Origin of the sequence: Flavobacterium notoginsengisoli (genome assembly GCF_014207905.1) — a bacterium.
GTDB lineage: Bacteria > Bacteroidota > Bacteroidia > Flavobacteriales > Flavobacteriaceae > Flavobacterium > Flavobacterium notoginsengisoli_A.
Window position 1 is genome coordinate 423826 of the sequence record NZ_JACHLB010000001.1, and the last position, 20905, is coordinate 444730.

The 20905-nt window shown below is 34.0% G+C and carries 20 protein-coding genes; 9 read left to right on the forward strand and 11 right to left on the reverse strand.

What is annotated here, in order from left to right:
* The first annotated feature begins 46 nt into the window (after nucleotides 1-46).
* From HNP35_RS01785 to HNP35_RS01795, 3 genes are all read left to right on the forward strand, one after another.
* Nucleotides 47-1120 carry a winged helix DNA-binding domain-containing protein gene (locus HNP35_RS01785; protein WP_184159020.1) on the forward strand — a complete coding sequence of 358 codons (1074 nt, stop codon included), beginning with the start codon at nucleotides 47-49 and terminating at the stop codon, nucleotides 1118-1120.
* Between the two features lie 111 nt (nucleotides 1121-1231).
* Nucleotides 1232-2671: a nucleoside recognition domain-containing protein gene (locus HNP35_RS01790; protein WP_184159018.1), complete on the forward strand. Its 1440-nt coding sequence runs from the start codon at nucleotides 1232-1234 to the stop codon at nucleotides 2669-2671.
* Nucleotides 2672-2783: 112 nt separating this feature from the next.
* A complete protein-coding gene (locus tag HNP35_RS01795; RefSeq protein WP_184159016.1) occupies nucleotides 2784-4388 on the forward strand; it encodes a fumarate hydratase in 1605 nt (534 codons plus the stop codon).
* A 120-nt stretch (nucleotides 4389-4508) separates the two neighbouring features.
* Here HNP35_RS01795 and HNP35_RS01800 read toward each other — a convergent pair whose 3' ends face one another.
* Both HNP35_RS01800 and dinB read right to left on the reverse strand, forming a co-directional pair.
* Nucleotides 4509-5009 (reverse strand): PAS domain-containing protein, encoded by a 501-nt coding sequence (locus tag HNP35_RS01800; protein WP_184159014.1) that lies wholly within the window; start codon nucleotides 5007-5009, stop codon nucleotides 4509-4511.
* 100 nt (nucleotides 5010-5109) lie between these two features.
* Nucleotides 5110-6192: a DNA polymerase IV gene (dinB, locus tag HNP35_RS01805; protein ID WP_184159012.1), complete on the reverse strand. Its 1083-nt coding sequence runs from the start codon at nucleotides 6190-6192 to the stop codon at nucleotides 5110-5112.
* A gap of 139 nt (nucleotides 6193-6331) precedes the next feature.
* Between dinB and HNP35_RS01810 the strand changes: the two genes are divergently transcribed.
* Both HNP35_RS01810 and HNP35_RS01815 read left to right on the forward strand, forming a co-directional pair.
* Nucleotides 6332-7066 (forward strand): metallophosphoesterase family protein, encoded by a 735-nt coding sequence (locus HNP35_RS01810; protein WP_184159003.1) that lies wholly within the window; start codon nucleotides 6332-6334, stop codon nucleotides 7064-7066.
* Between the two features lie 50 nt (nucleotides 7067-7116).
* Nucleotides 7117-7635 (forward strand): DUF6646 family protein, encoded by a 519-nt coding sequence (locus tag HNP35_RS01815; RefSeq protein ID WP_184159001.1) that lies wholly within the window; start codon nucleotides 7117-7119, stop codon nucleotides 7633-7635.
* A 131-nt stretch (nucleotides 7636-7766) separates the two neighbouring features.
* Here the strand turns inward: HNP35_RS01815 and HNP35_RS01820 are convergent, their stop codons facing one another.
* The 5 genes from HNP35_RS01820 to HNP35_RS01840 form a co-directional block, all read right to left on the reverse strand.
* The gene (locus HNP35_RS01820) at nucleotides 7767-8423 is read right to left on the reverse strand and encodes a 3-oxoacid CoA-transferase subunit B (RefSeq protein WP_184159000.1); all 657 of its coding nucleotides are present in this window, start codon (nucleotides 8421-8423) and stop codon (nucleotides 7767-7769) included.
* 78 nt (nucleotides 8424-8501) lie between these two features.
* Entirely contained in the window at nucleotides 8502-9203 is a 702-nt protein-coding gene (locus HNP35_RS01825; RefSeq protein ID WP_184158998.1) for a CoA transferase subunit A, read from the reverse strand.
* Between the two features lie 165 nt (nucleotides 9204-9368).
* The gene (locus HNP35_RS01830; RefSeq protein WP_184158996.1) at nucleotides 9369-11672 is read right to left on the reverse strand and encodes a penicillin-binding protein 1A; all 2304 of its coding nucleotides are present in this window, start codon (nucleotides 11670-11672) and stop codon (nucleotides 9369-9371) included.
* Between the two features lie 10 nt (nucleotides 11673-11682).
* Complete coding sequence (locus HNP35_RS01835; protein ID WP_184158994.1) at nucleotides 11683-12162, reverse strand: gliding motility lipoprotein GldH; 480 nt, start codon at nucleotides 12160-12162, stop codon at nucleotides 11683-11685.
* Nucleotides 12146-13558 carry a PSP1 domain-containing protein gene (locus tag HNP35_RS01840; protein WP_184158992.1) on the reverse strand — a complete coding sequence of 471 codons (1413 nt, stop codon included), beginning with the start codon at nucleotides 13556-13558 and terminating at the stop codon, nucleotides 12146-12148. The genes HNP35_RS01835 and HNP35_RS01840 overlap by 17 nt, the downstream gene beginning before the upstream one ends.
* A 372-nt stretch (nucleotides 13559-13930) precedes the next feature.
* On the opposite strand from HNP35_RS01840, the gene HNP35_RS01845 reads away from it, so the two are divergent.
* The 4 genes from HNP35_RS01845 (at nucleotide 13931) to HNP35_RS01860 (ending at nucleotide 18089) form a co-directional block, all read left to right on the forward strand.
* Nucleotides 13931-15112 carry an ankyrin repeat domain-containing protein gene (locus HNP35_RS01845; RefSeq protein WP_184158990.1) on the forward strand — a complete coding sequence of 394 codons (1182 nt, stop codon included), beginning with the start codon at nucleotides 13931-13933 and terminating at the stop codon, nucleotides 15110-15112.
* 205 nt (nucleotides 15113-15317) lie between these two features.
* Nucleotides 15318-16658, forward strand: coding sequence for an ankyrin repeat domain-containing protein (locus HNP35_RS01850; protein WP_246453304.1), 1341 nt, complete (start codon nucleotides 15318-15320; stop codon nucleotides 16656-16658).
* Nucleotides 16659-16676: 18 nt separating this feature from the next.
* On the forward strand, nucleotides 16677-17219 hold the full coding sequence (locus HNP35_RS01855) for a hypothetical protein (protein ID WP_184158986.1): 543 nt from the start codon (nucleotides 16677-16679) through the stop codon (nucleotides 17217-17219).
* Nucleotides 17220-17336: 117 nt separating this feature from the next.
* The gene (locus tag HNP35_RS01860) at nucleotides 17337-18089 is read left to right on the forward strand and encodes a hypothetical protein (RefSeq protein ID WP_184158985.1); all 753 of its coding nucleotides are present in this window, start codon (nucleotides 17337-17339) and stop codon (nucleotides 18087-18089) included.
* A gap of 47 nt (nucleotides 18090-18136) precedes the next feature.
* Here HNP35_RS01860 and HNP35_RS01865 read toward each other — a convergent pair whose 3' ends face one another.
* The 4 genes from HNP35_RS01865 to HNP35_RS01880 all read right to left on the reverse strand — a co-directional run bounded on the left by HNP35_RS01865 (nucleotide 18137) and on the right by HNP35_RS01880 (nucleotide 20886).
* Entirely contained in the window at nucleotides 18137-18367 is a 231-nt protein-coding gene (locus HNP35_RS01865; protein ID WP_184158983.1) for a ferredoxin, read from the reverse strand.
* A complete protein-coding gene (locus tag HNP35_RS01870; protein ID WP_184158981.1) occupies nucleotides 18367-19608 on the reverse strand; it encodes a peptidase U32 family protein in 1242 nt (413 codons plus the stop codon). The genes HNP35_RS01865 and HNP35_RS01870 overlap by 1 nt, the downstream gene beginning before the upstream one ends.
* Nucleotides 19609-19875: 267 nt before the next feature.
* A complete protein-coding gene (gene tnpA, locus HNP35_RS01875) occupies nucleotides 19876-20319 on the reverse strand; it encodes an IS200/IS605 family transposase (protein ID WP_184158979.1) in 444 nt (147 codons plus the stop codon).
* Nucleotides 20320-20427: 108 nt separating this feature from the next.
* Complete coding sequence (locus tag HNP35_RS01880) at nucleotides 20428-20886, reverse strand: hypothetical protein (RefSeq protein WP_184158977.1); 459 nt, start codon at nucleotides 20884-20886, stop codon at nucleotides 20428-20430.
* Nucleotides 20887-20905: the final 19 nt, after the last annotated feature.

Here is a 20905-nt window from a genome sequence, read left to right on the forward strand (position 1 = left end):
TTTACATGAACTTATATAACTTACATGGTTTAAAATAATTCTGATTATGATTCATTCTGAAATTTCAAATCATCGAATGGTTGCTCAAAAGTTGTTTGAGAAAGATTCGTGTTCACCTCAAGAAGTTGTAAAACATTTTGGTGCCATGCAGGCGCAAGATTATGCAATGGCAAAATGGGCAATTGGTTCGCGTTGTAATTCGACCGAAAAAGAAATTGAAGAAGCCATTAATTCTGGTAAAATTATTAGAACTCATATTCTACGTCCAACCTGGCATTTTGTTTCTCCAGATGATATTTATTGGATGTTAGAACTTTCGGCGCCTCAACTAAGAAAACTGGCTATTTCTGGTGCTAAGAAATTTAACGTCAATGAAAACAAACTTCGACAAATGAATAAGTCAATTGAAAAATTGCTTACTGGAAATAATCATCTGACTCGACCAGAAATTATGCAGGAACTTGGCGTTAAAAAAACGGCAAGCGACAACTTTTTGGGCGCTGCTATAATGATGAATGCCGAATTGGACGGTTTGGTCTGCAATGGAGAAATGAAAGGCAAACAAATAACTTATGCTTTACTAGAAGAAAGAGTTAAGAAACCAAATACTAGTCTAACAAAAGAAGAGGCATTAGCAAAACTAGCTCAACGCTATTTTGAAAGTCATGGTCCAGCAACATTGCTCGATTTTTCTTGGTGGTCGGGATTTGCACCCACTATTTGCCAGAAAGCAATTAATGCAATTGAGTTGCAATTAAATAAAATCACTATTGATAATCAACAGTATTGGTTTAAAAAAGAGGTTTTTAGTAAGGATAACTTTCGCGAAGGCGTACACTTTCTTCCAGCATTTGATGAGATTTTAATTTCGTACAAAACACGCGAAGCTTCTTTTTCGGGAGATCATCAATCTAAAACTTTCACCAATAATGGCATTTTCAAACCTATAATTTTAGAAAACGGAAAAGTGATTGGAATCTGGAAAAGAACTTTTAAAAAAGATCATGTGAAAATTGAGACGGAGTTTTTCAATGAAACAGAAAAGCACAAAAAAGAAGTTCTGTTTGAAGCAATTAAAGATTTTGAAAAATACCTAGAAATGAAAATTACTATCGAATAAACTGAATTTTAACTAAAAAAGTCTCTTTCTTGACAATTACTTCCAGTTTCGTTACTTAAATCTTTATGCGTATTATTGCTAAATAATTACATTTACAAAAAATTAGAATTCATGGTATTGAGCAGATTTTGGCTAACGATTTTTATTTCTTCGATTATTTTTATTGTATTCAGCTTGTTTACTGCCAATACATATACGATTGATTCTGTTTTGAATGGAAAAAAAGATGATCCTATTTTAGTTTCTGAGAAATATGTTGAAGAACTTCCTGCTTTCATCAAAGACAGCATCAAGAAAGCTCCAGACCAAACGATGATTATCAATCGTGACACGCTTAATGCCGACACGACTTACGTTTATAAAAACAAAACTGTAAAAATTTTCAGCGGACTTCAAAAATCTGACGGTTTGTTGCCAACTTGTAAAAGTACTCTAGTAGATTTAATTCTTCCGTTAATTGCCTATTTAGCATTCTTCTGTGGATTGATGGAACTTCTAATCGTTTCTGGAGCATCTGGAAATTTAGCAAAAGCTTTAAGTCCTGTTTTTGTGAAAGTGTTTCCGAGTATTCCTAAAAATCACCCTTCAATTTCATACATGACCTTAAACTTTGCTGCCAATTTCCTTGGGTTAGATTCGGCTGCAACTCCATTTGGACTGAAGGCCATGGAAAGTTTACAAGAAATAAATCCCGACAAGGATAAAGCCAGCGATGCACAGATTATGTTTATGTGTCTTCATGCTTCTGGCTTGACTTTAATTGCAACATCCATTATTGGATACCGAGCAGCGGCAAACGCAAGCAATCCAGCCGATGTAATGCTTCCATGTATTATTACTTCATTTATCGGAACAATCGCTGCTTTTTTAATTGTTGGAATCAAACAAAAAATCAATTTTAAAAGCGCTTCGCTTCTGATTGGTTTAATGGGATTAATTGCCGCAATTGTTGGTTTGCTGATGTATGTCAATCATTTGGATTTAATTGGAAAAAACTATTTTACTTCTAATCTTTCTGGTTTAATATTATTGACGATTATCGTTTTCACTCTGATTTTTTCTTTCAGACACGAACAAAAATTCAAAGATGCCAATACTACGGTTTTTGACACTTTTGTTGTCGGTGCAAATAACGGAGTTAAAACGGGAGTTACGATTTTTCCTTATGTTTTAGGAATGTTAGTTGCCATTTCTTTATTCAGAAACAGCGGTTTGTTTGAAATTATCAGCGACGGAATCGGCTTTGTATTTTCAAATTTAGGTGTGAGTAAAGAAATTACAAACGCACTTCCGGTTGCGATGCTTCGTCCATTCAGTTCAGCTGGTTCACGAGGATTCTTAATTGATTCTATGAATACTTTCGGTGCCGATTCTCTAACGGCAAGATTGAGCAGTATTTTTCAATGCAGTGCCGAAAGTACGTTTTATGTAATTGCGGTTTATTTTGGATCTGTAAATATCAAAAACACACGCTATGCTTTGGGTACAATGCTTTTGGTTGATTTGATTTGTGTAATTACGGCAATTTTTGTGGCTACTTGGTTTTTTTAATCTAAAAAAAACTCCAACTATATTTTTATAAATTAAATAATCAATACACGCCCCTTATTCAAATTCTTTCTTAGGTAAATAATTTCTAAATTTGTAAAAAAAAAACAAAGCAATGATTGATTTTATATACCAAGATCCTTATCCGATCTTAAAGGACGATACGCAGTATCGCAAAATCACCTCAGATTTTGTGAAAGTGGAGCAATTTGGAGAACGTGAAGTTTTAACTGTTGATCCAAAAGGTTTAGAGTTACTGGCTGAAGAAGCTTTAACCGATGTGTCTTTTATGCTTAGAACGACACATTTACAAAAACTAAGAAAAATTCTAGACGATCCAGAAGCTACAGACAATGATCGTTTTGTTGCTTATAATTTGCTTCAAAATGCTTCGGTTGCTGCCGAAGGTCAATTACCAAGTTGCCAGGATACCGGAACGGCAATTGTAATGGCTAAAAAAGGAGAAAGCATCTTTACGGGTGTTGATGATGCCGAATGGTTAAGCCGAGGAATTTTTAATACTTACCAAAAAAGAAACTTACGTTATTCGCAGATTGTTCCAATTTCGATGTTCGAAGAAAAGAATTCTGGTTCAAATCTTCCTGCTCAAATCGATATTTATGCTAAAAAAGGAACTTCTTACGACTTTTTGTTTATGGCAAAAGGAGGAGGATCTGCTAACAAAACCTATTTATATCAGCAGACTAAATCTTTGTTGAATGAAAAATCATTAGATGAATTTATCCGCACCAAAATTAAAGATTTAGGAACTTCTGCTTGTCCTCCATATCACTTAGCTTTAGTAATCGGTGGAACTTCTGCCGAGGCGAACTTAAGTGCTGTTAAAAAAGCATCCGCAGGATATTATGACAATCTTCCAACTACAGGAAACATGGCTGGTCAGGCTTTTCGTGATCACGAATGGGAAGAACGTGTTCAGAAAATCTGTCAGGAAAGCGCAATCGGAGCGCAGTTTGGCGGAAAATACTTTACGCATGACGTTCGTGTAATTCGTTTACCACGTCACGCAGCTTCTTGTCCAGTTGGATTGGGAGTTTCTTGTTCTGCAGATAGAAACATTAAAGGAAAAATTACTAAAGACGGAATCTTCGTTGAACAGTTAGAAGTTAATCCGAAACAATTTTTACCAGAAACTGCTCCACATTTAGAAGCTCCTGTAGAAATTGATTTAGATCAGCCAATGGCCGATATTTTAGCAAAATTGTCTCAATATCCAGTTAAAACACGTTTAAAACTAAACGGAACTGTAATTGTTGCCCGAGATATTGCTCACGCAAAAATCAAAGAATTATTAGACGCTGGAAAACCAATGCCTGATTATTTCAAAAATCACCCTGTTTATTACGCTGGCCCAGCTAAAACACCAGACGGAATGGCTTCTGGAAGTTTTGGACCAACAACTGCGGGACGTATGGACGTTTATGTAGATGAATTCCAAAAAAATGGCGGAAGTATGATTATGCTCGCTAAAGGAAACCGTACCAAACAAGTTACAGATGCTTGCAACAAATACGGAGGTTTCTATTTAGGTTCTATTGGAGGTCCAGCTGCTATTTTAGCTCAAGACAATATCTTAAAAGTAGAAGTTGTTGACTTTGAAGAATTAGGAATGGAAGCTGTTCGTAAAATTACCGTAAAAGATTTCCCAGCATTTATCATTACGGATGATAAAGGAAATGACTTTTTTGCTAACCTATAATTTCTTGCCACAAAGGCGCTAAGACGCTAAGTTTTGTTTAAGTATAGAAATAAAGAAACCGCTCTTTTGAGCGGTTTTATTTTTATAAAAAACTTTGTGTCTTAGCGCCTTTGTGGCAAATCAAGCACTTAAGTCCTGTTTTTCAAAAGCTATAAAATGTGAAATTTCTCCTTTTAGATTATAAACTGGCGAAGCATCAATTTTACATTTATATGTATTTCCGTTTTTTCTATAATTTTCAAGCGTTTTCACAAAAGAAACCCTCTTTTTTATAGCCTCTTTAATTTCTTTTAAATCCTTTTTGGAGGTTGCTGGTCCCTGAAACATTTTTGGCGTTTTACCTAAAATTTCATCTGCTTTAAAACCAGTCATTTTTTTTATTCCGCTTGACGCGAAAACTATTTTCAATTCCAAATCAGTAATAACAACAACTTCTTCTTTAATTCTTTCTTTAATATTAAGCTTTTTATCATCCCAGATAAACTGATTCGAAATTTCATTTAGTTTTTCCAAATCTACAGTCAATGCTTTCAATTCATTAACGTACTCATAATGAAAGTCCCAAGATAAAATTGGAACTGAATTTCGTTGTAAAAAATCGTCAGAGTTAGTATTTTTCATAATAAACTTTTTAGATAATCGACAAAACTTTACTCAAAGATAGAAGAAAAATCTTGTTATTGAATATTGTAACTCTCATTTTTTACGGGTAAATCTGTTATCAAAACGTAAATTTTAATTGGACTACTACAGCTTTTTTTATTTCATTATTCAAATTACTTAATGAAATGCCTAATAATCTAACCGAATCTTTCATTTTTTCTTGATATAACAGCTCTTGAATATTCTCCATAATTAATTTTTTATCTGAAATAAAATAAGGCAATGTTTTACTTCTGGTCTGCTGAGAAAAATCACTGTATTTAATTTTTAAAGTAATTGTTTTACCCGAAAGTTTGTGGCGTTCTAAGCGTTTTTCTAAAGAAGCTGCTATTCTTTCCAATTGTTCCAACATAAAAATCTCAGAAGATAAGTTGACATCAAAAGTATGTTCTGCCGCGACCGACTTAGTAATTCTAGAAGATTTCACTTCACTATTATGAATGCCTCGAACTACGTTATAATAAAAAGCGCCCGATTTTCCGAAATGTTTTTCAAGGAATTCTAACGATTTGCTTTTCAAATCTGTTCCAGTAAAAATTCCTAACTGATACATTTTTTCTGTAGTTACTTTTCCAACGCCATAAAATTTCCGAATTGGCAATTCTTCTAGAAATGCTTCCACTTCATCAGGATTAACAGTCTTTTGTCCGTTTGGCTTATTGTAATCGCTGGCAATTTTAGCAACAAATTTATTGATTGAAATTCCTGCAGAGGCAGTCAAACCAACTTCATTAAAAATTCTTAATCGAATTTCCTCAGCCAGTAAACTTGCGCTCGGATTCCCTTTTTTATTATTTGTAACATCCAAATAAGCTTCGTCAAGCGAAAGAGGCTCAACTAAATCGGTATATTCATTGAAGATTTTATGAATTTTGGATGAAATCTCTTTATAACGATCAAATCGAGGTCTGACAAAAATAATTTCTGGGCAATATTTTTTAGCCAAAACACCGCTGATGGCACTTCTAACACCGAACTTTCTTGCCTCGTAACTCGCTGCAGAAACCACTCCTCTATTTTCTGAACCTCCAACTGCCACAGGTTTTCCGCGCAATTCCGGATTATCCATCTGCTCCACCGATGCGTAAAAAGCATCCATATCGATGTGAATAATTTTGCGATATGTTGGTGTGTCTGACATTTTGCAAATTTACATTGGAAAGCAATAAAAAAGCACTGTAAATAGTTATAAATAGTATCAATTTTTAAAGAATATAAATTAGGTGAGTGCAAACCAATAATTCTTTTTATTTTTGTTCTTCTACTCGAAAAATTAAATAATGCGAACATTTGTTATAGGTGACATTCATGGCGGATTACTTGCACTGGAACAAGTGTTGGAAAGAGCCGAAGTTACTACCGAAGATACCCTAATCTTTTTGGGCGATTATGTTGACGGCTGGAGCCAGTCTGTTGAAGTGATTGACTATTTGATTGATTTAAAAAGCAAACAAAACTGCATCTGCATAAGAGGAAATCACGATCAGCTAGCGTTAGATTGGCTAGAAGATCGAAATGACGATTTTGATGAAGAAATGTGGTACAAACATGGCGGAAAAGCTACTGTTGAAGGATATGCCAAAATATCTCCAGAAAAAAAGAGAACTCATATAGAATTTTTAGAAAGTCTTCAAGATTATTATCTTGATGATCAAAACCGTTTATTTGTTCATGCCGGTTTCACCAATTTAAATGGCGTAAAATGGGAATATTTTCCGAAATTATTTTATTGGGACAGAACACTTTGGGAGTCTGCACTTGCTTTGGATCCTAATTTAAAAGAAGACGACTTACACTATCCTAAAAGATTTACCGTTTATAAAGAAGTTTATATTGGTCATACGCCTGTAACCAGAATTGGAAAAACGGTTCCGATAAATAAAGCTTGTGTTTGGAATGTAGATACAGGCGCGGCATTTAGAGGTCCACTTACAATTTTGAACGTTGATACCAAGGAATATTGGCAAAGTGAGCCATTAAACGAATTGTATTTTAATGAAAAAGGTAGGAATTAATTTATTTAAAAATTAAATTTGTCCCGCAAAATAATTAATATTTAAAGTTTATGAAAAAAGTTATTACACTCTTGTTTTTAGTATCATTCGGATTTATCAATGCTCAAAAAGCTTTTACTGGTAAAGGTGACACGAGAGTAAACGTTGGTGCTAATCTTCAAGATGGTGGTTCTGGAATTCAGGGCTCTGTAGATTTTGGTTTAGGAGAAAATTTCTCATTTGGTTTTGTTGCTAATTACTTACTTGGTGCAGATGATCGTAATATTTATGTGAACAACCAAATTCAAACAAGAACTCCAGATTTTGGCGATCGCTTTGATGCAAAAGCAAGAATTAATGCTAATTTGAGTAGTGTTATTGGAGTAGAACAATTAGATATTTATCCAGGTCTAAGCTTAGGACTTCGTAATTTTGGCGGACACGTTGGTGGTCGTTACTTTTTTACAGACGGATTTGGTGTTTTCACAGAAATCGGATTCCCAATTGCAAAATACAGCAGTGATAATGGAGTATTTGATAAGTTAAATAATCAAGCTACTTTTAGTTTAGGAGCTTCGTTTAATTTATAATTCTTTGTTGTTTGCCGCGAAGGCGCTAAGTCACAAAGTTTTTTTAGATAGAAAAACCGCCTTATTGGGCGGTTTTTTTTATTTATTTTAGAAATTCGCTTTGAGTCTTTGTGCCTTTGTGGCAATACTTTTTAGATTAACATCTCAGGAATTTCTCCTTCAATAATCAAATCAGCTTCAGTTGATGCGATGATGTGATCGACTGAGACGCCTGGCGCTCGTTCTAAGAGCTTAAAACCTTTTTCTGTTACTTCGAGAACCGCAAGCTCCGTTACGACCTTTTTAACGCATCCTACGCCTGTTAATGGCAAAGTACATCTTTTTAAGATTTTAGATTCTCCTGCTTTGTTCACATGCATCATTGCTACGATAATATTTTCGGCGGAAGCCACCAAATCCATCGCGCCTCCCATTCCTTTTACCATTTTGCCTGGAATTTTCCAATTGGCAATATCTCCATTTTCTGAAACTTCCATTGCACCCAAAATAGTTAAATCAACTTTCTGGCTTCGAATCATTCCGAAACTAAATGCCGAATCAAAGAAACTGGCGCCCGGAAGCGTCGTAATAGTTTGTTTTCCTGCGTTGATAATATCGGCATCTTCTTCGCCCTCAAAAGGAAAAGGTCCCATTCCGAGAACTCCATTTTCACTTTGGAATTCAACTGCTATATCTTCTCTAACGTAATTTGCAACCAAAGTTGGAATTCCGATGCCAAGATTTACGAAATATCGGTCTTTTACCTCTTTTGCAATTCGTTTTGCTATATCTTCTTTACTAAGTGCCATAATTTAATGTGTCAATTAGAGAATTTGATAATTAGATAATTCAAAAAAATTATCTAATTGCCTCATTATCTCAATTATCTAATTTTTAACTCTTACTGTACGTTGTTCAATTCTCTTTTCAAATTTCTCTCCTTGAAAAATACGCTGCACCATAATTCCCGGAATATGAATCTGATTTGGATCTAAAGAACCAACTGGAACTAATTCTTCAACTTCTGCAATTGTAATTCTACCTGCACCAGCCATACACGCATTGAAGTTTCTCGCCGTTCCTTTAAAGATTAAATTTCCTGCTTCGTCACCTTTCCATGCTTTTACTATAGCAAAATCAGCTTTAAAAGCTTCTTCCATGATATGCATTTTCCCGTTGAACTCACGCGCTTCTTTTCCTTCAGCTACTTCTGTTCCATATCCTGCTGGTGTAAAGAAAGCAGGAATTCCAGCTTGAGCTGCACGACAGCGTTCTGCTAAAGTTCCTTGAGGCGTCAATTCAACTTCTAATTCTCCAGAAAGCATCTGACGCTCAAACTCGGCATTTTCTCCCACATAAGAAGAAATCATTTTTTTGATTTGCTTTTTCTGAAGCAATAATCCTAAACCAAAATCATCTACTCCTGCATTATTCGAAATACAAGTTAAATCTGAAATTGATGTATTTACTAAAGCCGCAATTGTATTTTCAGGAATTCCACACAATCCAAAACCGCCAAACATAATTGTCATCTTGCTTTCAATTCCCTGAATAGCCTCCTGAACACTGTTTACTTTTTTTGTTATCATAACAAACTATCTTTATTGCTGTATATTTTTGATAAAAATAAGATTTTTAGATTAAATTATAACGATTTCGTAAAAAATAAAACCAAAATAAAAATCCCTTTACTAATCTTAAAAAAGAGTCGTAAAGGGATAAAATTTAATTAGATATAAATTATTGCAACATTGTTACAATGCAAATTCATCTGTATTTTGTTCGGTTTGTGTGGTATCTTTTACAACAGCTGGCCTTTGATAGCAATCAACTTTTATAGAAAGGTTTGCAGGACGTTCAAACTCTCCTTTCGAAATCTGAAGGTCTTTGTCCGCATAACATTTCTTCATGAAATAACCCCAAACTGGTAAAGCTGCAGTCGCACCTTGCCCGTAAGTTAAACTTTTGAAACGAGCCGAACGATCTTCACATCCAACCCATACTCCTGTAACTAAGTTCGGAACCATTCCCATAAACCAACCATCTGATTGATTTTGCGTTGTACCCGTTTTACCTGCTATAGGATTTGTAAACATATATGGATAACCTGTCCAACGATTATCTCCACTTCCGCCGCCTTGAGTACGTAAACGCACACCAGAACCACTTTCTGTAACTCCTTGAAGTAATTTAATTACAGCAAAAGCAATATCTTTATTTAAAACGTCATGAGACTCCGGAATTGGTTCGTAAATAACCTCTCCGCTTTTGTTTTCAATTCTGCTCAAAAACTGTGGTTTTACATAAACACCTTGGTTGGCAAATGTACTGTATGCCGCAACCATATCTTCAACTGTAATATCAACCGCTCCTAAAGCAATTGAAGGCTGAACTGGAATTTCTGTTTTTACTCCCAATTTTTTAGTCAATTCTACAACAGCTTCTGGACTTGTTCTATCAATTAATTTAGCCGAAACCGTATTAATCGAAGCTGCTAAAGCTTGTTTCAAGGTTACCATTCCTCTGTATCGGTAATCAGAGTTTCTAGGTTCCCAATCTTCTGTTACGTGGTGACGTCCTTTGTGAATCATAAATGGTCCGTCAAGAATAGAATCGCAAGGTGACATATTCAATTCTTCAATTGCCGTTGCATAAACAAAAGGTTTGAAAGTAGAACCTACTTGTCTTGCCCCTTGTCCTACGTGATCGTATTGAAAGTATTTATAGTTAATTCCTCCAACCCAAGCTTTAATTGCTCCTGTTTGCGGCTCCATAGCCATTAAACCAGATTGCAAAAAGTGTTTGTAATAACGAATAGAATCTAATGGAGTCATTATGGTATCACGCTCGCCTTTCCAAGTAAAGACGCGCATTTTTGTTTTTACTTTGAAAGAAGCAATAATATCATCTTCACTTTTATCCATTTCTTTCATCTGAGCCCAGCGCACTGAATTTTTCATTGCCTGCATGATGATTCGATCTGTTTCTGCTTGAGTGATATTTACGAAAGGAGCATTTTTATTGGTTTTCTGTTCAATAAAAAACTGCTGTTGTAGGTTTTTCATGTGTTCAGAAACTGCTTCCTCTGCATAAGATTGCATTCTAGAATCGATAGTAGTGTAAATTTTCAAACCATCTTTATAAATATCGTATTCCGATCCGTCTGGTTTTTTATTTTCTGTAACCCATTTTTTCATGTAATCACGAAGATACTCTCTAAAATAAGTTGCCATACCTTCACGGTGGCTTTCTAATTTAAACTTTAAAGTAATCGGAAGCTGCTGCAATCTTTCTTTTTCAGATTCTGAAATCATTTTAGCTTTTGCCATTTGAGACAAAACCACATTACGACGATTCTTTACACCTTCTGGATTTCTTACTGGATTATATAATCCTGAGTTTTTGAACATTCCCACTAAAATAGCCGATTCATCCACTGTTAAATCTTTAGGATCTTTAGAAAAATACGTTTGAGCAGCAGAACTCACTCCAACAGAATAATTTCCGAAATCGTAAACGTTGCAGTACATCGCTAAGATTTCATTTTTGGTATATTGTCTTTCTAGACGAATGGCAATAATCCATTCTTTTATTTTTTGTACAATTCTAAAAGGAAGAAATTTTGAACCTTCACCGTGAAATAATTGTTTTGCAAGCTGCTGCGTTAAGGTACTTGCTCCACCATTTGTTCCTAAACTAAAAACTGCTCTAAGCGTTCCACGTCCGTCAATTCCTGAATGCTCGTAGAATCGCGCATCTTCAGTTGCCACTAAAGCTTCAACTAAATTTTTAGGTAAATCTGAGTATTTTAATTGTGAACGATTGGTTTTAAAATACTTACCAATTACAACTCCATCAGATGAAATAATTTCTGTTGCGAGGTTTGAATCTGGATTTTCTAAGTCTTCAAATGAAGGCATAGAACCAAATAATCCCCATGAAGCAAATAAAAAGAAGGCTAAAATCCCTAATAACGTATAGGCAAAAACGCGCCAGAATTTCTTTTTATAATAATTAATATCCTTATTTGATTGATTGTTTTTCTTAGTAGCAGCCATAACTATTTATCTAATCTTTTTGTTCTATTCTAAAACCAACGTCTGTAATTCCTTCTAAAGCTTCAACTCCAGGTATTTTTCCTGATTGTCTAACGGCTTGTTTGATATGAACTTTGTATTTTCCTTTAAACTTCACATCTTCTTTGTAATACAATTTACTTTCTTTAATATCAGTAAATCCATTTCCTAACAAAGTCCCATCTGGTGCCGCCATCTGATACTGCAAGGTGTCGACTTTTGTAAATCCGCTTGGTGTTTCTATGGCAACAATTAAGAACAAATTATTAAACGGATAATTGTTGTTGTCTCTTATATTCACAAACAAATTGTACTTTTTTGTAGAATCTAAAACTGGCAAATCAAAGCTTACGATGCTGTCTTTGTGCCAAGCACTTCCAACAGATTTATACTCATCAAATACTCGCTTTTTATCACAGGAAAAAAGAAGTATTGCCACCAAAAGAAGAATTCCGCTATTTTTTATTCTCATTTTTAGTAATAATTATTGGTTTTCTAGGTTCAGCAGATTTGTTTTCATTAGAATTTTGCTTGTTCGAATTATTGTTTTGTTTATTCGGATTTTGCTTATTCTTATGATTTTGCTTGTTCGGATTATTTTGCTTGTTTGGATTATTTTGTTTGTTCTGCTGATTTGGATTTCCTGCGCCAGAAGGTTTATTATTTCCTGCTGGTTTCGGATTATTATTGTTTTTTTCCTGTTGTGGTTTTTGCGGAGTTGCAACACCAGCAGGTTCAGCATTTTTACGCTTGCGATTTGGTTTTTTCTTCCTTTTTGGCTGATCAAAACGAGTTAAACTCTCTTGCCCCATTGCGTTATTGAAATCTTTTTCTGGTTCTGCAACTACCTCAACAGCAAAATCTTCTAAAGAAGAAACCTTGTTTTTTTGTTTATTTTCAGCAATGATTTCTTTTACCTGATCAATTTTCAAAACATGCCAGTTTGCGAAATTGTTTGTATAAGCAAACCACATCAAACCTTTGAAAATATCTTGTTTTTGGCAAACAGCATCTCCTTTTTCGGTGATTAATTTTGTATCATAATCTGGAAAATCCTTTAAAGCATCCATGTAAGTGTCTAACTCATAGTTCAGACAGCATTTTAACTTTCCACATTGACCCGCTAATTTTTGCGGATTCAATGACAATTGCTGATAACGTGCAGCAGAAGTGTTTACACTTCTAAAGTCAGTCAGCCAAGTTGAACAGCAAAGTTCGCGTCCGCAAGAACCCACTCCACCTAAACGAGCTGCTTCCTGACGGAAACCAACTTGTTTCATTTCGACTCTGGTACTGAATTCTTTAGCAAAATCCTTAATCAGCATTCTAAAATCTACACGATCATTTGCAGTGTAATAAAATGTTGCCTTAGAACCGTCTCCTTGAAATTCAATATCAGAAATTTTCATTTCCAATTTATGCTGAATTGCCAATTCACGTGCACGAACTTTCATCGGTTCTTCACGATCACGGGCAACAGACCAAATATCAATATCTTTTTGAGATGCTTTTCTGTAAATTTTTGGTACATCATTACTTTCGTAATTCACTCCTTTTTTCTTCATTTGAATCTTTACCAATTCGCCTGTAAGAGTTACAATACCAATATCATGACCTGGTGATGCTACAGTTGCAACAATATCACCAATGCTTAAAGTTAATTTTTCTGAATTTCTAAAAAATTCCTTACGTCCGTTTTTAAAACGAACTTCAACACAATCAAAAATTGCCTCTCCATTAAACGGATTCATGTTCGAAAGCCAGTCAAAAACCGTCAATTTATTGCAGCTATCGGTGCCGCAAGTCCCATTATTTTTACAACCTTTTGGTGCGCCACCATCTGAGGTTGAACAACTTGTACATGCCATAAGTATATATGTAGTGCTGCCAAAACGCAGCTTAAGTTCATAAACGTTTGATCGGTAAAGATAGTATTTTTTTTATTTGGCTATTTATAGATTACTTGTAAAGGGTTGTTAAATAAAAAAATGCTCTTTGTTCTGCTAATTGATTCACTCAAAAAATATTTTAATTGCAATTTTTCATTGAAAAAACAACTCAAAATTTTTACCAAAAATCTTAATCTGTCAATTTACTAACACAAATTGTCATTTTTAATTTTAATTCTGAAATATATTTCTCGTTTTTATGTTTTATCTTACAATCCTATTTCTGTTTTTCGAAATTTTGAATTCTAAATAACAGTAAAATATTTTTATATACCCTTTAATATTTTTTACATGCACACACAAAACATTATTGAACAGTACATTTTTCAAGGAAATCTTGAAGCTGCCAGAGAAGCGATTAATAATGGTGAACCGTTTTCTGAGCAATATCTTAAAAACAATTTTTCGCAAATAACAGCAAAACTAATAGACGAAAAAGCAATTGATCTTATTGAAGCCTTAATAAAGGCAGGTTTTATTGAAACTGATATCTACGAATTGGACAGTTTTGACAAATCTATTTTCAATTCCCTTTCTCGAAACATAAAAAATGATGAAGAGTCTCTTTCTTTCTTCAAAGAAATAATGTCAAAAGTTGACAATGCTAATGATGAAATCAGCGATCAGACCTTATTGGGATATTGCATCGAAAAAGAAGCTGTTCCAGAAGTGATTAAAAGTCTAATAGACGATTTTGGCTGTAATGCCCAATACAAAAGCAATTCACAAGAAAATCTGATTCATAAAATCGTGAATAATTATTCTTTGAATGCTGAAAAAGGCAAAGAATATATTAAGATACTTATTGAAAATGGCGTTGACATCAATGAGAAAAATGTGGTTGGAACTACACCGCTGATGTATGCTGTAAAAAGAAACAAAAAAGAATATATTCCGATTTTACTTGAAAATGGTGCAGATCCGAACGAAACAGATAATCAGGAAAATAGTTCTTTTTACTATGCGGTCGGCGAGCAGTTTTCTATTCCGATGTACGAACTTTTAGCCGAATCTTCATCAGCCGATTTTAATAGCATCAATAAAGACGGCAGAACTTTACTAACCGAATTTATCAGAATGATGTCTGATTCTGAGAATGATCTGAATTCTTTACAAAGATTATTATCAGACGGTGCCGACTTAAATCATGCTGCTCAATATTACGGAAATCCAAAATCAGGCATCGATTATATTGCTGAGAAAAAATCGGGTATTCTAAAATCGGCTCTAGACAGCGGATCGATTGACGTTAACGAACAAGACAATCAAGGAAATACCATTTTACACAAAGTCTGTGCTTACAATGTCAATTATGATGCTGAAGCTGCAAAAGAAATTTATAGAAAAGTAAAATTACTTCTTGAAAACGGAGCAGACAAAAATATTACCAACGATAAGGATGAAACCGCTCTTACACTTGCTTCTACAGATAATTTGAAAATAAAAACTGTTGAGCTTTTAATGAAAGCTTAAAATTATCCTGTTTATTATTAAAAAAACAATTTAAACACATAGAAACATAGGTTTTTTGTTTGTGAATAAAAGGAGTTGGAAAGAAACCAGTTTCTCACACATAGTCAAACTATGTGAATTTAAATTAGTGAAACACCTCCTTTAATCTTCAATAAACTACGTTACTATGTGTTTAAAAACTATTTAAAACTAAGATTCTATGTCAATGTCATTTATAATTGCCTGCGAAAACGGCAACCGAAAAATAGCTGAATTACTGCTTCAAAATAAAGAAGTAGATGTAAAATATACTGACGAAAGAGGAAGAACTGCTCTCCATTACGCTGCACACAGAGGTTATCTCGATATTGTAAAAATATTATGCGAAGATGGTGCCGATATCGATTATGAAGATCATGCTGGAGAAACGCCTTTATTTTTTGCTTGCCTTCAAAAACAAAAACAGACAGCTTTGTATCTTTTAGAAAACGGAGCCAAAATCGAAATCAATGATAAGTTGGGTAACAGCTTGTTACACTTGACTGTACAAACGGCTCAGATCGAAATTGCAACAAAGTTGCTTGAAGCAGGAATTGACGTTAATTTATTGAATAACAATGGAGAAACACCGCTCTTATTGGCTTCAGCAAAATTAAACAGAGAAATTATTCAATTACTTTTAGATAAAGGCGCTGATATTAATGTAACCGATAAACAAGGAAATACGCCATTGCTTTACGCTTGTTACACTAAATCATTACCAATGGTAACTTTACTTCTGGACAATGGCGCCAATGTTAATCACGCGAATCATGCTGGTGAAAATGCTCTTTTAATTGCTTGTTATGAAACCAATCGAATGCTAGCAAAATTATTGGTCGAAAGAGGTGCAGATGTATTTACATCAAACAACAATGGTTATTCTCCAATTTGGTACGCTTGCGCGAATAATCAAAAGGAAATTGTGGCTTTGTTTTTAGAAAATGGAGTTGATGTCAATTACAGCAAACCTGTCGCTGGTGATACTTCATCTATGAATGATTATTTGGATTGGGTTGTAAGTGCTTCGAATATTTCTAATGATTCGAGTTTTACATTAAACAACAGTTACAATTATGGCGGAGAAAGCCTTTTACACGTGGCAACCAAAAAAGGAAACCTCAGCATGGTAAAACTGCTTATTGAAGCCGGAGCAAATATCAATATTCAAGATGAATCTGGAAATACACCGTTGCATTACAGTGCGGCAAACGGAAAGAAAGATGTCGTGAAATATCTTCTTGACAATAAAGCCAACGCCTCAATTGTAAATGTGAAAGAACAAAAAGCAATTGATTACTCAAACGTAAAAGGCTTTAACGAAATCACAGAATTGATTCTGAAATACGCCCCTTCTGGGACAGTTGTAACGCCAATTCAGACTAAAACAGAAGAACCAAAATCTGATTCTGGAAATTCGATGGAAGCCAAAAAGAAAGCTTTATTAGATATTAAAGAGCTTTTGGATGCCGGAATTTTGACTTCGGAAGAATTTGATTTAGAAAAAAGTAAAATTTTAAAAGGTTAAATAATAAATAAATACAAAATGAAAAAAATCTTAAATGCCACAGCTCTCTTTTTAATATTAATCACCGGAAGCTTAGTTTTTACTTCTTGTAATGATTTTTCACCAGAAAAAACTTTTGATGTAGCCGTTCTAAATTCGAATTTATTATCACGCTTTGGCGGAAAAGAAATCAGTGACAAACTGCAAAATGAAGCTCAGGTGTATGATGAAAGTCAAAAAAAGATGGTCGCTTCTTCTTACCAGAACGCTTTTAAATATGACATATCTAATTTAGAAATTCGATTGAAATCTATTTCAGAAATACCAGAAGATGATGATAATAAAGAAATTCTTCAGGCTTCAAAAGACTTATTTTCTTATGTAATCGCAAAACAAAAAGAAGGTTATTTGCCAATTGCAAAAATGAAAGATGAAAAAGCTACTCCAGAACAAATACAAAAAGCAATTGTTGATTTTGATACTTCAACTCAAGCCGAAGTTGATGCGAAGTTTAACAAATTGATGGCGGCCGGAAAAGCTTATGCTGAAAAACATAACATCGATGCTAAATTCGGGATTTAATATTTCCAAGGCTGAATTAATCTAATCAAAAAAATCAGGCAGGATTTGCCTGATTTTTTTAATATCAATTATTGCAATTGAGAAACTTTAATATGCAATCTTGAAAAAATTCTAACTATGAAAAAGAAATACTTTTCAATAATGGGAACAATTTTGCTAGTTTCCATCATTTTCAGCTGTAAAGATTCTAAAACCAATGACAAAGAATCAAATACAGAAGTTACCGAATTAAAAGACATTCCCGAAGTGGAAGAATCAACGGTTGAGTTTAAAAAAGATTTAGGAGATTTTATACCTAAAAATTATGTTCCTTTCGACACGATCAAAGGTGATTTAAACAAAGATGGAAAAGAAGACATTATTCTGATTATTAAGGGAACGGATAAAAACAAAGTAATTCAGCATGAATACCGTGGCGAATTAGATCGAAACCGAAGAGGAATTATAGCATTATTACAAAAAAACAACGGTTATGAATTAGCTGTTAAAAATTACGATTGTTTTTCTTCTGAAAACGAAGAGGGCGGTGTTTATTATGCTCCCGAACTTGATTTCGAAATAAAAAATGGAAATTTATATGTAAACTACGCTCATGGAAGATACGGTTATTGGAATTATACTTTTAGATATCAAAATTCAGATTTTGAACTAATTGGTTTCGATTCTAGCAGCAGTAACGGCCCTGTAGTTGATTCTGATTTAAGTATAAATTTTTTAACCCGAACTAAAGTAGTCAATGAAAACATTAACGAAAATGCAGAAAATGAAGGTGAAGTATTCAAAAAGACCGTTACCAAAATCAGGAAAAACAAACTAATTAAATTATCTGAAATTAAAGATTTTGATGAGTTTGAATTTTCAAAAGACTAAAATAAAAAACCCTACTTTGTCTCGTTACAAAATAGGGTTTGTTTTTATTAAATTTCCTTAACCGTAATAATCTTCACTGGACAAGCTTTCGCCGCCAATTCACAACTTTCAACAATGGCACGATTGGGAGATTTCAAAGTAAAAAAGCCTTTTGCATTCTGCGAATGAATCAAAACCGATTTCCCATCTTTTTTGGACATTTGAAAATGAACAGGATTCATTTCAACGCAATAGTTACAGCCAATGCATTTATCTCTTTGTAAAGTAATAACAACCATTATACCTCAACAATTTTATACAGTTTGTCAGACATTCTGATTCTGAAAGGTAATTTGAAACTGCAATCATCACCTTTTGTTGCTTTTTCTCCCGCAATATCGTTCACAAACATTTCATCAATAATCATTTCCTGAGCACCTGTACTTGGTCCTGTAACTAAGATTTTATCACCAATTTTAATATCGTAAGCTTCAATCTTAAATTGTCCAACCTCAGCTTTTGGAAAATAATGTGTTCCTTTACCCACATAAACCTTTTTCTGCGTCGCTGCAGACCCTGGAATATCGCTCCATTCTCCCAATTCTTGTCCCAGATAATAACCAGACCAAAAACCGCGATTGTAAACGGTTTCCAAAGATTTCATCCATTCTGACGTTTTTTCTTTTGAAAAAGTACCATCATAATACGCATCAATAGCTTTGCGATAGGTTTTGGTTACCGTTGCTACATATTCGGGCGCACGGCCACGGCCTTCAATTTTTAAAACTTTAATTCCAGAATCGATAACCTGATCTAAGAAATCCAAAGTGCACAAATCTTTTGGCGACATCATATATTCGTTGTCCAATTCAATTTCAAAACCAGTTTCCTGATCGATAACCGTATATTTTTTTCGACAGTTTTGTTTGCAGGCGCCACGATTTGCAGATGAATTATGCGAATGTAAACTCAAATAACATTTTCCTGAAACTGCCATACACAAAGCACCATGACCAAAAATCTCGATTTCGACTAAATTTCCGTTCGGACCTTTAATCTGTTCTTTTTCAATTTGTTCAGTGATTTTCTTTACTTGACGCAAACTCAATTCACGGCTTAAAACCATTGTATCGGCAAACAAACTATAGAATTTAATTGTTTCGATATTGGTCACATTCAACTGCGTTGAAATATGTATTTCCATTCCGATAGATCTTGCCATTGCAATGACAGCTTGATCAGAAGCAATTACGGCAGTAATATTGGCTTCTTTAGCTTTCGTCAATAATGTTTTTACGACTGATAAATCGTGATCGTAAATAATCGTGTTTAAGGTAAGATAGCTACGAACATTTTTGGCTTCACATCGACTGGCAATTTCTTTTAAATCATCAATCGTAAAATTGGCTGTGGAACGTGCACGCATGTTAAGTTGTTCAACTCCAAAATATACGGAATCACAGCCATTATCTAAGGCCGCCTGAAGTGACTCAAAGTCTCCAGCTGGAGACATGAGTTCAATTGTATTGTTAATTGTCATTTTTGATTCTATTATTTCAATGAAATGATTTTTTAATCAGTCATCTAACAATTGACAAAAATAATGTGGAGCTATACTAGATTTCTATGATTTATATCATAGTTTAATTTTAAAAGATTACTTGTAAATCGTTGCGCAATCTTTATCAAACATAGCCCACGGTTTCAACCGTGGGAAACGTTGATCGTTATGCAACGTTAAGGATTTGCATTGTGTACCCACGTTTCAACCGTGGGCTATGTTTATATTGTATTGTGGTATTTTTGTCTATATATTGGTTGAATTTTCAAACCCGTGTAGTTTTACAAACTCGTCAAATTCCTGTTGTCCGTTCTTTTTGAGGTGATGCTGCTTTTGATTTTTTATATAATTATAAACAGCATCTAACTGTGATTCGCTTACTGCAAAAGCTGCATAACCAGTTTGCCAAGCAAATTTTTCAGGAATTAGATTTTCTCCATTTATGCAATGAGAAGAACCTCCTTTCGCTTGACGAATAACATCTGAAATAGATTTTTGTGGATTTAGTAAAAATAAAACATGTACATGATCAGGCATTCCATTTATGATTCTAACTGGACAACCGAGCTCAATTAATTCATCGTGAATATAATTGTGTACCCGTTTCTCAATCGAAAAATCAATTAATTCTTTACGATTTTTGGTTGCCCAAATGGTGTGAATCCATAATTTGGAAAAAGAATGCGACATTGTAAATTAGGGTTTAAAACCGCTAATTTACAATTTTGAAAAACTAATCCTACAAAAAAATGATAGATTAAATATTTATCGCTTTTGTAAGACTATCTATTCAATGGTTTAGCAACCACAGTAATAACTAAGAATTATTTTACTCTTAGATTCCTTGATTTCAAAATAACAACCAGCCTCTTCCTCTTTTGGCTGGTATTTGGTTTTTGACTTATTCCAAATATTATCATTTGTATTGAAAAACCACTCGACAAATTTAATTACTTCGCTTTTTGGATAGTTTAAAAAAACGATTTCAACATCTGAACCAGTTTCAGAACAGGAATCACTTTTCAGTTTGATTCCTGTTTTAAATTCAAATTCTTTAGCGCAAACATCTTTTGATTCACTAAATCGTTTCAAGATACGCTCCGATTTTTTGCCGAGATACTTTGTAAAATACTCCTCTTCGGGATTATCTTTATTCTTAAGCTTCTCTATAAAAGATTTTGTCGGAATTGGTAATTTATTCTGTTGAGCTTTTACTGAAAAACATGCAAAAAATAAAACTAAAAATATCCTAAACATATCTTTTCTGTGCTTGATT

Excerpts from the sequence above, each read along its gene's own strand:
- HNP35_RS01785 (WP_184159020.1), top strand. The coding sequence starts at position 47 with ATGATTCATTCTGAAATTTCAAATCATCGAATGGTTGCTCAAAAGTTG.
- HNP35_RS01790 (WP_184159018.1), top strand. The coding sequence starts at position 1,232 with ATGGTATTGAGCAGATTTTGGCTAACGATTTTTATTTCTTCGATTATT.
- HNP35_RS01795 (WP_184159016.1), top strand. The coding sequence starts at position 2,784 with ATGATTGATTTTATATACCAAGATCCTTATCCGATCTTAAAGGACGAT.
- HNP35_RS01800 (WP_184159014.1), bottom strand. The coding sequence starts at position 5,009 with ATGAAAAATACTAACTCTGACGATTTTTTACAACGAAATTCAGTTCCA.
- dinB (WP_184159012.1), bottom strand. The coding sequence starts at position 6,192 with ATGTCAGACACACCAACATATCGCAAAATTATTCACATCGATATGGAT.
- HNP35_RS01810 (WP_184159003.1), top strand. The coding sequence starts at position 6,332 with ATGCGAACATTTGTTATAGGTGACATTCATGGCGGATTACTTGCACTG.
- HNP35_RS01815 (WP_184159001.1), top strand. The coding sequence starts at position 7,117 with ATGAAAAAAGTTATTACACTCTTGTTTTTAGTATCATTCGGATTTATC.
- HNP35_RS01820 (WP_184159000.1), bottom strand. The coding sequence starts at position 8,423 with ATGGCACTTAGTAAAGAAGATATAGCAAAACGAATTGCAAAAGAGGTA.
- HNP35_RS01825 (WP_184158998.1), bottom strand. The coding sequence starts at position 9,203 with ATGATAACAAAAAAAGTAAACAGTGTTCAGGAGGCTATTCAGGGAATT.
- HNP35_RS01830 (WP_184158996.1), bottom strand. The coding sequence starts at position 11,672 with ATGGCTGCTACTAAGAAAAACAATCAATCAAATAAGGATATTAATTAT.
- HNP35_RS01835 (WP_184158994.1), bottom strand. The coding sequence starts at position 12,162 with ATGAGAATAAAAAATAGCGGAATTCTTCTTTTGGTGGCAATACTTCTT.
- HNP35_RS01840 (WP_184158992.1), bottom strand. The coding sequence starts at position 13,558 with ATGGCATGTACAAGTTGTTCAACCTCAGATGGTGGCGCACCAAAAGGT.
- HNP35_RS01845 (WP_184158990.1), top strand. The coding sequence starts at position 13,931 with ATGCACACACAAAACATTATTGAACAGTACATTTTTCAAGGAAATCTT.
- HNP35_RS01850 (WP_246453304.1), top strand. The coding sequence starts at position 15,318 with ATGTCATTTATAATTGCCTGCGAAAACGGCAACCGAAAAATAGCTGAA.
- HNP35_RS01855 (WP_184158986.1), top strand. The coding sequence starts at position 16,677 with ATGAAAAAAATCTTAAATGCCACAGCTCTCTTTTTAATATTAATCACC.
- HNP35_RS01860 (WP_184158985.1), top strand. The coding sequence starts at position 17,337 with ATGAAAAAGAAATACTTTTCAATAATGGGAACAATTTTGCTAGTTTCC.
- HNP35_RS01865 (WP_184158983.1), bottom strand. The coding sequence starts at position 18,367 with ATGGTTGTTATTACTTTACAAAGAGATAAATGCATTGGCTGTAACTAT.
- HNP35_RS01870 (WP_184158981.1), bottom strand. The coding sequence starts at position 19,608 with ATGACAATTAACAATACAATTGAACTCATGTCTCCAGCTGGAGACTTT.
- tnpA (WP_184158979.1), bottom strand. The coding sequence starts at position 20,319 with ATGTCGCATTCTTTTTCCAAATTATGGATTCACACCATTTGGGCAACC.
- HNP35_RS01880 (WP_184158977.1), bottom strand. The coding sequence starts at position 20,886 with ATGTTTAGGATATTTTTAGTTTTATTTTTTGCATGTTTTTCAGTAAAA.